Genomic DNA, 13,587 nt, shown 5'->3' with positions numbered 1-13,587 from the left:
TTTTATCTCAATAGCCAACCAATAAATATGAATGGCCTGTTCACGATCATCAAAATTTTATTATAAAAAGAACGTAATGAGCGACCATCAATACTCAACATTTACGGAGAATATTGTCATGCATGACCAAACAAATATCCCTCAATTTACCACAGCTGCCATTCAAATGAACAGCCAGCAAGACATTGATAGCAATTTAGCGAATATAAAAGCGGCGATCATTGATGCCAAATCGCAGGGTGCTGAACTCGTTGTCGTACCTGAAAACTGCTGTAGCATGGGCCAGCAGTTTTCGACTGCAGAGCGTTTTGACGCGCTATCAACGACGATGGCAGAGTATGCCCGCACTCATGGTGTCTATCTACTAGCAGGCTCACTGCCTTGCCCTTATCGGCCTGATGGCATGGTCGTTCCTGATGGTCGGCTACGCCAAGTCAGTCAGTTGTTTGCGCCAGATGGGACGCGAGTGGCACGCTACGACAAGATCCATCTGTTTACCGCGACCGTGGCCGACAAGCAAGGCAGCTACAATGAAGCAGCGACGTTTGAGCCGGGCACGCAGACCGTGGTTGCGCCTCTTGAGTCTGGCGACGCTGTCTATCAGTTGGGTATGATGGTCTGTTTTGATTTGCGCTTTCCTGCTCTAGCGCAGCGCTTACGTCAAGCAGGTGCTGATATATTAAGCGCGCCTTCTGCTTTTACTTATCTGACTGGACAAGCGCATTGGTCGCTATTGTTACAGGCACGTGCTTTGGACAGTCAGTGCATGGTGATAGGTGCAGCACAGGGCGGCGATCATGCGTATAAAGACGGCAATACTCGCCAGACGTGGGGACATACCGCTATTACTGCTTTTGACGGTAGTGTTATTGCGAGCCATGATAGCAGTGAGCTAAATCTGTCTACGACATCTGACATAGATAAAGGATACGCCGTCGTCATGGCATCGTTAGACAAGCAAGCTCAAGTGCAAGGTCGACAAAAACTGCCTATTTTTGATTGCCATCGTTTGGCGTAGTTTAGGAAGTAACATAGATTGCTTAAACCTTAGATTACTCAATTAGGTAGGATTTTTATCATTTTGAATGTGAGTGGCTCGTGGATGGGCGCGATCATAGACTTGCGTTAATTTGGCAAAATCAACGTGGGTGTAAATTTGCGTGGTACTGATATCGCTATGTCCTAACATCTCCTGCACAGCACGCAAGTCACCACTACCTGACAACATGTGTGAGGCAAAGCAATGACGCAGTAGATGTGGATACATGTTTTGCGCGATACCTGCGCGAGTAGCAGCAACTTTTAAACGCTGCTGTACTGCTCGTGTCGATAGTCTGGTGCCGAGCTTTTCGCTAATGAACAAGGCGCTGTCCATCTGCTCAACCCATAGATTGCGATGCGGAAGATAGCGCGTTATCGCCTCTGCTGCCTTTGCACCTAATGGTACTAAGCGGATTTTATTCCCCTTACCAGTGACTCGCACCCGCAAATCAGACAAGTCCACATCAGCCATATCGAGTGCAACCAACTCGCCAACACGTAGACCACTACTATAGAGCAGCTCAAACATGGCTTTATCACGCAACCACAAGCGCGCCTGCTCTGGTGAATCAGGGATTTGTTGATCCAATAACTGTGTCAACAAATCCACATCAGCGATAGAGGGTAATGGTCTAGGGCTACGCTTGAGCTGATAGCCAGTCGTTGGATTGATACGCGCCAAATCCTCCTCTATAAGCCAACCATAAAAATGCCGAATCGCTGACAGCTCTTGCTGAACACTAGCAAGCGCAAGCTTGTCTTCATCGAGGCGTTGACTGATATGCTGAGCCAATTGGCGCTTATCACAGCGCGTCCACGTCAGACGCTTACCGCGTAAGAACAGTGCAAGTTGGTTTAAGCCAGCAAAATAAGCGGTCAGCGTATGCGGCGAGTGATTACGCACGGACAGCGTATTGAGCCAACGATGGACAGGTGCTAATAACGCTCGTAGCGCGGCATCTGACTCTATATTCGCCGCCAGCTCAGCTGATAGCCAAGGTGCCGTTTGCGTTGTCTGACCGTCTTGATGAGTGGACATAACCATATCAGAAGCACCCATGTTATTGATATCATTTGTCTAACGACAGATATCAGCCTTCAGAACTTGGCTTAATACCTGCTTGCGCCATCAAACCATCTGGACTAAAGACTCCTTCATAAACAAAAGCAGTCGGACCCGTCATCATAACTGAATAGCCTGGCTGCCACTTGATGATCATGCTGCCACCATAGAGCTGCGCGCGCACTTCTTCACCTTCATCGAGCCAGCCCTCTCTTATACCAACTGCAACTGCGGCACAGGCGCCCGTGCCGCAGGCTTGCGTCTCGCCCACGCCGCGCTCATACACACGCAGACGAATATGACGCTGGTTCATCACTTGCATGAAGCCCACGTTGACACGATCTGGAAATGCTGGATGGGATTCAATGGCTTTACCCAACGTCTCAACCTCAGCATCAAGCACATCATCGACTTTGATAACAGCATGTGGGTTGCCCATATTGGCAACATATAGCTGCACAGGTGTGCCATTTACATCTAGGTGATAAGTGTTTTGGATTTTGGTCGTGGCTCTTGGACTAAAGGGTATCTCATTTGGCTCAAACTTGGGCTTACCCATGTCGACTTCTACCCAGCCAAACCGATCAGTGGTCAAAGAGATAATGCCACTGGCCGTCTCAACACGCAGACGCTGCTTAAATGACAGTTTACGGGCTTGGACAAAACGAGCGAAACAACGCGCACCATTGCCGCATTGCTCCACCTCTGTACCATCCGTGTTAAAAATACGGTAACTAAAATCAACATCGGGGCGCATCGGTGGCTCGACCACAAGCAATTGATCAAAGCCAATACCTAGGTGACGATCTCCCAATAACTCTACCAACTCCTTGGTCAAATCTAAGCGCTGGGTCACCAAATCGATAACCATAAAATCATTGCCCAGCCCATGCATTTTAGTAAATTCTATTAGCATATCTTTGATGTCCTATCCTATTTTTATGTATGGCTTATATTAGCACGCTGTCAGATACAATCATAATTATCACCGCCATCAAATACCAACTTATCGTTATATCTCAAACTCGATATACGCCATTCGAGTTTGCCATAAAAAACCCACCGTTATCATCACGGTGGGTTTTATTTATTATGCAAAAACAGTGTCAGTGTTGGCGGCTTTATTTATCCTGCCACAGTATTTCGTCAGCATATAAGGCTTCAACCGTTTCGCGTTTGCGGATGAGCTGATGGTTATTACCTGATACCATCACTTCGCTGGCACGCGGACGTGAGTTGTAATTACTACTCATGGTAAAACCATAAGCACCCGCGCCTGTCATAGCCAGCACATCGCCTTCAGATAGTGATAGTAAGCGTTCTTTTGCTAAGAAATCCCCTGTCTCACAAATCGCGCCAACGATGTCCCACGGCTTTGTACCATTTGTATCAATGCCATCGCTCGGCAATGTACTTGGAATCACGGCCATTTCAGCTTGATATAAAGCAGGACGAATCAAGTCATTCATCGCAGCATCGACGATCGCAAAGTTTTTGTGCTCAGTCGGCTTGAGTACATCGACTTGTGTCAACAGCACGCCAGCATTGGCAACGATACTACGACCCGGCTCAAAGAGTACGGTCAAACCAAGCTCGCTCAATTTTGGCAATAAAGCCTCGGCAAACTCATCGATAGACACGGGCGTCTCATCGATATAGCGCACGCCTAGACCGCCACCCAAATCAATGTGACGCAGCTCAATACCATGATCACGCAGGCTATGTATCAGTTCAATAACTTTATCTAGTGCGGCGACAAACGGCGCAACTTCAGTCAGCTGCGAGCCAATGTGACAATCAATACCAACGATATCGATATGCGATAAATCTGCCGCTTGCTGATAGACCGCTAGAGCGTCTTCGTGGGTAATACCGAACTTGTTGTCTTTAAGACCTGTTGAAATATACGGATGCGTCTTGGCATCGACATTTGGATTGACGCGTAATGAGATTGGTGCACGCTTATCAAGTGCTGCCGCTACTTCGTTGATTAAGTTCAACTCACTGACTGACTCGACGTTAAAGCAGCCAATACCTTGTGTCAGTGCATACTCGATATCGCTATATGTTTTGCCAACACCTGAGAAAACAACGCGCGCTGCCTCGCCCCCTGCAGCCAATACACGCATTAGCTCACCACGAGAGACAATATCAAACCCAGCGCCTGCCTGCGCAAGCACCCCAAGCACTGCAAGATTCGAGTTTGCTTTTACCGCATAGCATACCTGATGATTGAGACTGGCGAAGCTATCGGTATAGGCTTTATAAACATCCAGTATCGCCTGCTTTGAGTAAACATAGCATGGCGTACCATATTGTTTTGCCAACTCATCAACACTGACCTGCTCCATATATAGTGCATCGTCGCGATAGCTTAGCGCGGGCAAATGAGCGCTTAACGCTTTAGGATCAACATATAGACCGTGCTCAGTTTGAATAGTGACAGATTCGCCAGTGGCAGAATCGGTTACGTCAGCAGGTAGTTCAGAATGACTCATATAAACATCTCTAATATAATCAGGGTATCAAGGGTAAGAATAAAAATTAATAATCGTTAGGATCCGTACTCGGCTCAGGCAGTATTTGCTGTTCATCTAGATAGTCATTTTTTTGATAGGTATCATCATCAATACCTGCAAAAGCAGCATCTTGTGGGTGGCTCGTACTATTTAGTACAGATGGGCTACCCTCTACCGTTTGGCTACTGGACTCTGGTAAGTACAAAGCGCCTTTTTGCCCGCAGCCTGACAACCCTACCATCATCGCACTGCCAATGACTAAAGCAGTAATGGCGCGGCGACTGGCAAGCCTCCATAAGGCGATATGCCCAGTTTCTGATGAGCGAAGTATAGTAGACATAGAGTGGATAACCTGTGAGCGTGTAGCGGTGTAAGTGCGATTAAAAATCGTAATAAATAAAGAGCGAAAAAGGCAGCCAAAGCATAGCCAATATCAAAGTTTTAATCATAGCATTATGACACAAAGCTGTACGCATACTGAACAGCATTGGCTAATAAATTTGGCTCATAGCGGGGATTGGTTTGATGCTTTCATCATAATTTACTGACGATATCGCTTGATAATTTGCGCATAAAAACATGTCTGATAGGTATTTAGACAATATTTCTTACAATTTTTGATATTTATAAGGTTGCTCTACAACAGCCCATAGTCAATGACTAAAGTGCCTAGGAGCCACTAGCTATAACAGATGTACCAATATTTTGAACGCTTGATAGACACCAATTTTAAACCTTACCGTTATCGCGGTATAGCTACAAAAATATGTTACATTATACCGCGACCTTACGGCTATGATGAGGCGCAGGCCTACGATTCGGCGGTACTGCTATATAGTAATAAGATACAACCATCAGCCTCAGTATGACTAAGATCTATCATATACTTGTTTGATAGATCAGCATGGATATGGCTAATTTTGTGTTAAACACCGATCAATCTATCATCACCGTAATATGAACACGATGCGATATAAGTGTCATTTTTATCATAGTAATCTGACGATATGATGATTTTCGACCTACAAAAACCCACCTATAAAAACCAATCTAAGGATAGAGTATGAGCGCCAGCCTAACGACCACTTTTGATGATAAGAACTCTGAAACATCAACCCTGACCAGTCCAACTTTGGTTTTAAACTGCGGCTCGTCTTCCATCAAATACGCGTTGATTAGCGATGACAACTCTACTCGTATCACTGGTCTTGCCGAAAACCTAGGTCTCGATACTGCCCGTATTAAACACACGACCCTAAACGGTGAAAAGCTTGAAATCTCTATCCCTGGTGGTCGCCATAAGCTGGCACTACAAAAAATCCTTGAGCTACTAGAGCAGTATCATTTCATCGCCGTCGGGCACCGCGTGGTACATGGTGGTCGCGAATATTCTAAAGCTGTTCGCGTTGACGAGCATGCATTGGCAGAAGTGAAGCGCCTCAAGATACTAGCTCCGCTACACAACCCTGCAAACGCCCTAGGTATCGAAGCGGTTCAGGCGATCTATCCTGATATGCCACAAGTAGTGGTGTTTGACACCGCTTTTCACCAGACCATGCCGCCCGTTGCTTTTCGCTATGCGCTACCAAAGTATCTATACGAAGAACATAAAATCCGTCGCTATGGTTTTCATGGTACGTCTCACGCCTATGTCTCAGAACGCACTAGCCAAATCACCGAGGCAAAAGGCCCACATGGTTGGTTGACCGCGCATTTGGGTAATGGTTGCTCAATAGCGGCAGTATACGATAGCAAAAGTCTCGATACTAGCATGGGTTTGACCCCGCTTGAGGGCCTCATGATGGGCACGCGTAGTGGCGATGTAGATCCTAGCTTGCACATGCATCTGAAGCGTCAGCTCGATATGAGCTTAGAAGAGACCGACAAAATGCTCAATAATGAAAGCGGTCTACTCGGCATCTCAGGACTGTCTAACGACTTACGTACCATTGAGCAAGCAGCTAGTGAAGGTCACGAAGATGCGCAGCTCGCTATCGAGATGTTCTGCTATCGTGCTGGTAAATATCTGGCCAGTCTTAGCTGTGCGCTACCAGAATTTACTGGTATTGTCTTTACTGGCGGTATCGGTGAAAACTCCGACATTACACGTACCAAAATCCTGGCAGTGATGCGTCATTTCGGTATCCAAATAGATGCTGACAAAAATGCCAGTTTGGTTCGTGGTAAAGAAGGCAGCTTCCACGCAGATGACAGCAGTATCGAGCTATGGGTCGTCCCAACTGACGAAGAGTACCGTATTGCTCAAGAGACGCGTCAGGCATTGAATTTAATATAAGCGTGAAAGTGTTTGATACGCCATACCTATATACTTAGCATTTGCTATAAAGCTATGGCGTAAATACTCAACACATTGCTCATTCTGCCAAGGGTGAATTGAACTTAATAATAAAATAAACCGTAGGATACACTATGCAGACCATTTTACTTGTTCCCATTAGCCGCGGTATCGGTGTGACATCAGCCGCGCTTGGACTGATTCGCGCGTTTGATTACAACGGTATCAAAGCGGGCTTTATGAAGCCGTTTTTGCAAGACGATACGCTGGATAAGCAGCACAGCTTAGACAGCTCAAGTGCATTGACCATGCATGCCTTTGGTCTAAAGCCGCCCAAATCGATCAGCCGTCAGCACGTCGAGCGGATGCTGGGCGATGGCAATCTTGATGATTTGATGGAAGAAGTGATTGCCAATTATCATACAATTGATGATGGCCCTGAGGTCATCATCTGTGAAGGTCTGGTGCCGACCACTGAGACCTCTTACGCCTCACAAATCAACCGTGCGCTTGCCCATGCTTTAGATGCCAAGATTATATTTGTCAGTACGGCGGATATCAGCAAACCTGCCTATTTAGCAGACAAATTGGATGTGCATGCTCGCGAGTTCGGCGGTGTCATGGATGCACGTACATTAGGCGTGATATTGATGCGTGTACAAGACGTACCCAATACCTTTGAAAATCAACCAGTCGCTCCGGGTGAGGCAGTCGTCAGCTTAGATCCAACCTTTTTGCAAGAAGTGCAGCGCCTATCGCCTTCGTTCAATACTGATGCGTTTCGCCTTATCGGTGTCGTTCCCTTTAGTGATTCGTTATCAGTGCCGCGCACATGGGATATTGCCACAGAGCTGGATGCTACTTGGCTCAATATCGGTGAAGCAAAAACACGTCGTATCAATCGCATTAGTCTAACGGCGCGCTCGGTAGCACGCGTCAACGAAGTCTTTAAGCGCGGTACGTTAATGGTGGTGCCTGGTGACCGTGATGATTTATTGCTGGCTGCTGGGTTGGCCTGTATTAATGGGATTCCATTGGCAGGTTTGGTACTCACTGGCGGTATCACCCCAAGCAAAACGGTCGCTGAGCTTTGGCAATCAGCGCTCAAAACCGGCATCCCTGTCATGAGCGTAGAGAGCGACAGCTATCAAACGGTACAGAGCTTGATGCATATGAGTTCTGAGATTCCAAGCGATGACACTGAGCGTGCAGAAGAAGTAGCGCGTTATGTCGCTGCTCATTTGGATTTGAGCTGGATTAAAGAATACTTTAGCCGTAATCATGAACCGCGCTTGTCCCCATCTGCGTTTCGCCATCAGTTGGTCAAAAAATCACAGCACGCCAAAAAACGTATCGTATTGCCAGAAGGTTCTGAGCCACGTACCGTCGAAGCGGCCTGTATCTGTCAAAGCCGCGGTATTGCCAACTGCGTACTACTGGCCAAGCGTAGCGATGTCGAGCAAGTCGCCAAAAATCGCGATTTGACGTTGCCAGAAGGTCTAGAAATCATTGACCCCGATACCCTTGATATGAGCAAATATATCGCTGCTGTCGTGGAGCGCCGCAAAGGTAAAACTGGCGCAGACGTCGCCGCTGAATATCTAAAAGATACGGTGTATCTTGGCACTATCATGCTGCAGCTAGATGAGGTCGATGGTCTGGTCTCAGGTGCGATTCATACCACTGCCAATACCGTACGCCCAGCGTTTCAATTAATAAAAACCGCGCCGCAGTACTCGCTCGTATCATCAGTGTTCTTTATGCTGTTGCCTGAGCAAGTGGTTGTCTATGGTGACTGTGCGATTAATCCTGATCCGAATGCTGAAGAGTTGGCTGAAATTGCCATCCAATCGGCACAGTCTGCTGCTGCCTTTGGTATCGATCCAAAAGTCGCGATGATCAGCTATTCTACGGGCTCATCAGGCGCAGGTGCTGATGTCGAAAAAGTCGCTCGTGCCACTCAAATCGTCCGTGAGCGTGCGCCAAACCTCAAAGTCGACGGCCCACTACAGTATGATGCCGCCTCGGTCATGAGTGTGGGTAAACAAAAAGCGCCTGATTCTCCTGTCGCAGGTCAAGCCAACGTCTTTATTTTCCCTGATCTTAATACTGGTAACACCACTTATAAAGCAGTGCAGCGTAGCGCCAATGTCATCAGCGTTGGACCGATGCTGCAAGGTTTGAATAAGCCAGTCAATGATCTATCGCGTGGCGCGCTCGTTGATGATATCGTCTATACCATCGCGCTAACCGCCATCCAAGCGTATAGCGATCTGATTTAATCGCTATACGATTTGCCAATCAAAGTCCGTTATACCGCCGACTATCATCATGATGGTCGGTTTTTTATTGGTGCTGTGGTGGTATAGTCAAAGTATCTCAAAAAAGATACGGTACTGCTAATATCAATTTTTGCAGCCTCTGTCTGCGCAGGCACAGCAAGCAAAAAAATTGATTTAACAGTGCATAATGTAGCGGTATTAATTTTCACTGACTATAGGTGGTGATAGATAGTGGTGACAGATACTCGCCTGCCCTCTACAATAGCGCTATGATTCAGTTAATATAAAAAGGTTAGCGAATAAAAAAGTAAGGTGCTTTGATACCAACAGATACTTCATCTCTTTTTACGCATTTATTTATGTCAAATACGAGCATCAATCCTCAAAAAAAAACAACTGCCCCTGCTATCCGTGCTTATCTTGGCGGCTCATTTGATCCGGTACATAGTGGTCATTTAGAAGTGGCTCTACACATTTATCAGGACTTGTTGCCAATCGCAACGCAGCAAAACCGCCCCTTACATGTATCTTTATTACCCAATGCGCGCTCGCCATTCAAAACGCAAAGCACAGATCCCGCTCATCGCTTGGCCATGTTGCAACTCGCAACGCAAGACACACCGATACAAATCAACGAGCTGGAGCTGTGGCAAGCGCCGCCCGTCTATACGATTGATAGTGTGCGCGCACTCAGACAGCAGTATCCTAATGATTGTTTGATATTTATCATGGGTATGGACAGCGCGCGCAGTTTGGATAAATGGAAAGACGGCTTACAACTTACCGACTATGTCAATCTGTGGGTGTTTAATCGTGAGGATAGCGATCATATCAATGGTGGAATTTCTAACAGTGCGACATCATTTGAAAACCCTATAGCGGCCTCGCAATATCTAGCAACCTTACAATCGCAACTGCCTCTACCTTTACAATCACATGTAACCGACTCACCGATTGAATTATTAACCCCAATTACTCGATGCTTGGTAGATAGCTTAGAAACAGATAGCACTGACTTGAAAAGCGCTATGAAAGGACGCATTTATATAGATACGCGACCGATCACTGCCGTATCAAGTACACAAATACGCGAACAACTACAAATATTGGCGACTGAAACAAATAAAATGCCCGTCACTAACAGGCAAATCGCATCTATCGCACCAATAAATGATATTATGAGCAATACTCACCCCAATTCATTAGCTAAATGGCTCAATCCTGCCGTTTATCACTATATTATCGCCCATCAGCTATATTCTGCTGCTCAATTCCGTTAAAATCGCCTTATCTATGTCATTTTGCTTATCCTGTCTCTATACGTGACTGACGACATATGATCAGTCGAATCAGACAAATTGACGTTTTACCCCTTTATTTTTAATAGTTACGATTGAAGAGATTAAAATTTATGATCAACACCATGACCGAAGAACGCTTAACCGTGTGCTTGAACCTTGTACAAAGCGCGCTAGATGATATGAAAGCAAAGAACATCACTGTAATGAATGTAGAAGACTTAACTGACGTCACCGAACGTATCGTCATCGCTGATGGTACCTCAAAACGTCATGTACGCGCGATGGCGGATAGCGTCGGCGCTGAAGCCAAACAAGCAGGCTTTATGCCGCTTGGCCGTGAAGGCGGTATCGACTCTGACTGGACTTTGATTGACTTGGGCGCGGTTGTTGTCCATATCATGACCCCGCAAGCGCGTGAGTTCTATGACTTAGAGGGCCTATGGTCATCACCGGATCAGTTGGCTGAGCTGGTTGCCACACCGCGTGAAAAGAAAACCGCAGGTCGTCGCAACAAGAACAAATAAGATTATTGAGTACAATAATCTTGTCATACTAAAAGCATGAAATCAAAAAGACCAGAATTGTTATTCTGGTCTTTTTTGTGCCGATATTTAGACATATCTGTCATGATAAACAGCCATTAAAATGGATAATTGTCGGATAGATTGCTATCATCCTTACCACTATTGCCGCGCAAATTTTGTCCTGCTCTCACGTATCATTAAGGATTGCCCATGTCTGCTACTCACCGCTCAAATTCTGAGATTGACCTACCCTTGCATGTGGCAAATTTGGTATGTGTCCGCGCAGGCAAAGCCATGCCGTTCACTCGTGAAGAAATGAGCGCCATCGATAAAGCGCCCATTACAGCACCCGTCGCCGTCAACTTTATGGGATTGACCACTGACGAGCAAGCCGACCGCAAACATCATGGCGGCCCACTCAAGGCCGTACATCAACTGCCAACGGCCACTTATGAAAAAATCAACACAGAGTTTGACCTAAAAGTACGTGTCGGTACGCTTGGAGAAAACCTTACCACTGAAGCCGTTGATGGCTTGCCTGAGATGGATGAGTCTAACGTCTGTATTGGCGATGTTTATCAGTATGGCGACGACAAAATAAACGGTGAAGATAGCGTACAACTGCGTATCGTTCAACCGCGCCGCCCGTGCTACAAAATCAACGATCAGATTGGCCAATTTACCAAGGTGCCTAATATCGCGGCATGGGTTAGCAAACAAGGTATCTCAGGCTGGTATTTTCAAGTGGTGCGTGATGGCATGATTAACGCTGATTTGCCGGTCTACTTAGTCGAACGTCCTTATCCGTTTGCTACGCTTGAGACACTTTGGCAGTTGTCTAACTCAAAAGAGAAGTTTGACGCTGAGGTGATTGAGCCGTGGCTCGAGATTGAATGTTTGGAAGAAAGTTGGAAAAAGGTTCTGGCTAAGAAAATCCAACAGGATTAAAAAGGTAACACTCAACAAAAACCTTTAATATGACTTTCTATTTATAAAAGATAGCCACTACCCTGCGTAATGGCGTCACAAGGTTTTTCATGTTCTATGTCAGCTCCATAATAAACACTCTCTCCTTCTCTATCTTTAATTGTGAAGGAGCACCCCATGAGTGAAAAGACAGAAAGTATCAGCTACCTACAAGCGATAGCGATTAGCGTTGGTGCGATTATCGGTTGGGGTGCTTATGTCATGCCAGGCGATTTATTTTTGCCACAGTCACAGCTACTAGGCTCTTCTATTGCTATTATTATCGGTACTTTAGCCATCTATATGGTTGCGCGTGCCTATATTAATTTGCTGACCCAAACGCCAGAGAATGAATCAGGCGGTATCTATTGGATTGAAAAATACATCAATCGCAAGCATGCCTATATTTATGGTTGGGGCGTCACGATAGGCTATATCTCTATTATCGCGCTTAATATATCAGCTGTCGCTTTGCTATTGCGCTATCTGTTACCTAGCGACTTACAATTAGGCTATCTGTATACGATTGCTGGTTGGGAAGTCTACGCCAGTGAAGTGTTCTTATGCAGCGCGGCTATTATTTTGTTCAGTTATATCAATTTAAAAGGCATACGAGTCGGCGCAAAAATCCAACTCTATATTGCCCTCTTTATGATTCTATCAGTCACCGCGCTGTTTTTTGCATCGCTTTGGATGACACCAACGAGCCAAGCGTTTTTGCCAGCTGATATGTCTAGCAGCTCTATCACCAGTCTGGCATGGTTACCTATCTTGGCCGTTATGCCGTGGGCGTATGTTGGTTTTGAGACCACACCTCAGATTTCAAAAGCCATTAGCGATTCAAAAACCAAGACCAAAAGTATTATCCTAATTTCACTCATCGCAGGTGTGTTGTTTTACTTTTTAATCAATTACTTTACCGCGCTAAACATGAACTTTGACTATCAAGCAATCAAAGACAGCCACTGGGCGACAGGTGAAGGCATAGACAATCGGATTGGTAGCATCGGTATCTGGCTGCTATCGATCGCTATGATTGGCTCGATAATGAGCGGTATCAACGGCTTTATATTGTCATCAGTTAAGCTCTTAGAATCTATGGGCGACACGTCGTTATTGCCTAGCGTATTTACAGATAAACGCAACCAATTTAGTAAGCAAAAAACCGTTATATTGATATGCTTGGTATGTCTACTCTCTCCTTGGCTAGGTAGAAACTACCTACTCGATATCGTGACGATGGCGTCCTTGGGCATTACGGTTGGCTTCGCTTATGTCACGACCGCTGACCTTATCAATGAGCGAAAAAAGAAACAGGCAGGCTTACTAAATTATCTCTCTGTATTGATCAGTGTGGTCTTTATATCGCTATTGCTACTACCATTTTCACCAGCGGCGCTATCATTTAATGCTTATGTCTTATTGGGATTCTTTATTCTGCTCGGGGCAATTGGTTATAAAAAAATCGCAGTCAATCCTAACGTTAAGTCTGTCGTTAGTTAACGGAAAGTAGCATTTACCTGTCGAACGAAATAGACACCAATAGCATCAAACGCAAACGAAGCTATAACCACAACTCTTCCTATATAGAGCAT

General features: G+C 45.8%; 11 protein-coding genes. 7 read left to right on the top strand and 4 right to left on the bottom strand.

The genetic code is table 11. The annotated features are described in order from the left end of the window. Nucleotides 1-118: 118 nt before the first annotated feature. Nucleotides 119-1,018, top strand: coding sequence for a nitrilase-related carbon-nitrogen hydrolase (locus ACHUET_RS01315; RefSeq protein WP_394210013.1), 900 nt, complete (start codon nucleotides 119-121; stop codon nucleotides 1,016-1,018). Between the two features lie 42 nt (nucleotides 1,019-1,060). On the opposite strand, the gene ACHUET_RS01310 is transcribed toward ACHUET_RS01315, so the two are convergent. The 4 genes from ACHUET_RS01310 to lptM form a co-directional block, all read right to left on the bottom strand. After that, a complete protein-coding gene (locus ACHUET_RS01310; protein ID WP_394210333.1) occupies nucleotides 1,061-2,086 on the bottom strand; it encodes a tyrosine recombinase XerC in 1,026 nt (341 codons plus the stop codon). Nucleotides 2,087-2,132: 46 nt separating this feature from the next. Continuing rightward, nucleotides 2,133-3,020, bottom strand: a complete 888-nt coding sequence (gene dapF / locus ACHUET_RS01305; protein ID WP_058025622.1) for a diaminopimelate epimerase — start codon at nucleotides 3,018-3,020, stop codon at nucleotides 2,133-2,135. A 205-nt stretch (nucleotides 3,021-3,225) separates the two neighbouring features. After that, complete coding sequence (gene lysA, locus ACHUET_RS01300) at nucleotides 3,226-4,602, bottom strand: diaminopimelate decarboxylase (protein WP_394210011.1); 1,377 nt, start codon at nucleotides 4,600-4,602, stop codon at nucleotides 3,226-3,228. A 46-nt stretch (nucleotides 4,603-4,648) separates the two neighbouring features. Beyond that, nucleotides 4,649-4,963, bottom strand: coding sequence for an LPS translocon maturation chaperone LptM (gene lptM / locus ACHUET_RS01295; protein WP_394210009.1), 315 nt, complete (start codon nucleotides 4,961-4,963; stop codon nucleotides 4,649-4,651). A gap of 723 nt (nucleotides 4,964-5,686) precedes the next feature. On the opposite strand from lptM, the gene ACHUET_RS01290 reads away from it, so the two are divergent. The 6 genes from ACHUET_RS01290 to ACHUET_RS01265 all read left to right on the top strand — a co-directional run bounded on the left by ACHUET_RS01290 (nucleotide 5,687) and on the right by ACHUET_RS01265 (nucleotide 13,495). Then, nucleotides 5,687-6,919, top strand: a complete 1,233-nt coding sequence (locus ACHUET_RS01290; RefSeq protein ID WP_394210007.1) for an acetate/propionate family kinase — start codon at nucleotides 5,687-5,689, stop codon at nucleotides 6,917-6,919. A 134-nt stretch (nucleotides 6,920-7,053) separates the two neighbouring features. Then, nucleotides 7,054-9,201 carry a phosphate acetyltransferase gene (pta, locus tag ACHUET_RS01285; protein WP_394210005.1) on the top strand — a complete coding sequence of 716 codons (2,148 nt, stop codon included), beginning with the start codon at nucleotides 7,054-7,056 and terminating at the stop codon, nucleotides 9,199-9,201. A gap of 359 nt (nucleotides 9,202-9,560) precedes the next feature. Further along, nucleotides 9,561-10,481, top strand: a complete 921-nt coding sequence (locus ACHUET_RS01280; RefSeq protein ID WP_394210003.1) for a nicotinate-nicotinamide nucleotide adenylyltransferase — start codon at nucleotides 9,561-9,563, stop codon at nucleotides 10,479-10,481. A 131-nt stretch (nucleotides 10,482-10,612) separates the two neighbouring features. Further along, nucleotides 10,613-11,026, top strand: a complete 414-nt coding sequence (rsfS, locus tag ACHUET_RS01275) for a ribosome silencing factor (RefSeq protein WP_201601366.1) — start codon at nucleotides 10,613-10,615, stop codon at nucleotides 11,024-11,026. Nucleotides 11,027-11,236: 210 nt separating this feature from the next. Next, nucleotides 11,237-11,974 carry an MOSC domain-containing protein gene (locus tag ACHUET_RS01270; protein WP_394210000.1) on the top strand — a complete coding sequence of 246 codons (738 nt, stop codon included), beginning with the start codon at nucleotides 11,237-11,239 and terminating at the stop codon, nucleotides 11,972-11,974. 156 nt (nucleotides 11,975-12,130) lie between these two features. Beyond that, nucleotides 12,131-13,495 (top strand): APC family permease, encoded by a 1,365-nt coding sequence (locus ACHUET_RS01265; protein WP_394209998.1) that lies wholly within the window; start codon nucleotides 12,131-12,133, stop codon nucleotides 13,493-13,495. Nucleotides 13,496-13,587 lie beyond the last annotated feature (92 nt).

Origin of the sequence: Psychrobacter piscatorii (genome assembly GCF_043641605.1) — a bacterium.
GTDB classification, from domain to species: Bacteria; Pseudomonadota; Gammaproteobacteria; order Pseudomonadales; family Moraxellaceae; genus Psychrobacter; species Psychrobacter piscatorii_C.
Note: the sequence above shows the minus strand (reverse complement) of the source record. Positions and strands in the feature narration are given on the sequence as shown.

Bases quoted from the DNA above. Each gene is read 5' to 3' on its own strand.
- ACHUET_RS01280 (WP_394210003.1), top strand. From the start codon at position 9,561: ATGTCAAATACGAGCATCAATCCTCAAAAAAAAACAACTGCCCCTGCT.
- dapF (WP_058025622.1), bottom strand. From the start codon at position 3,020: ATGCTAATAGAATTTACTAAAATGCATGGGCTGGGCAATGATTTTATG.
- rsfS (WP_201601366.1), top strand. From the start codon at position 10,613: ATGATCAACACCATGACCGAAGAACGCTTAACCGTGTGCTTGAACCTT.
- pta (WP_394210005.1), top strand. From the start codon at position 7,054: ATGCAGACCATTTTACTTGTTCCCATTAGCCGCGGTATCGGTGTGACA.
- lysA (WP_394210011.1), bottom strand. From the start codon at position 4,602: ATGAGTCATTCTGAACTACCTGCTGACGTAACCGATTCTGCCACTGGC.
- ACHUET_RS01315 (WP_394210013.1), top strand. From the start codon at position 119: ATGCATGACCAAACAAATATCCCTCAATTTACCACAGCTGCCATTCAA.
- lptM (WP_394210009.1), bottom strand. From the start codon at position 4,963: ATGTCTACTATACTTCGCTCATCAGAAACTGGGCATATCGCCTTATGG.
- ACHUET_RS01290 (WP_394210007.1), top strand. From the start codon at position 5,687: ATGAGCGCCAGCCTAACGACCACTTTTGATGATAAGAACTCTGAAACA.
- ACHUET_RS01265 (WP_394209998.1), top strand. From the start codon at position 12,131: ATGAGTGAAAAGACAGAAAGTATCAGCTACCTACAAGCGATAGCGATT.
- ACHUET_RS01310 (WP_394210333.1), bottom strand. From the start codon at position 2,086: ATGGTTATGTCCACTCATCAAGACGGTCAGACAACGCAAACGGCACCT.
- ACHUET_RS01270 (WP_394210000.1), top strand. From the start codon at position 11,237: ATGTCTGCTACTCACCGCTCAAATTCTGAGATTGACCTACCCTTGCAT.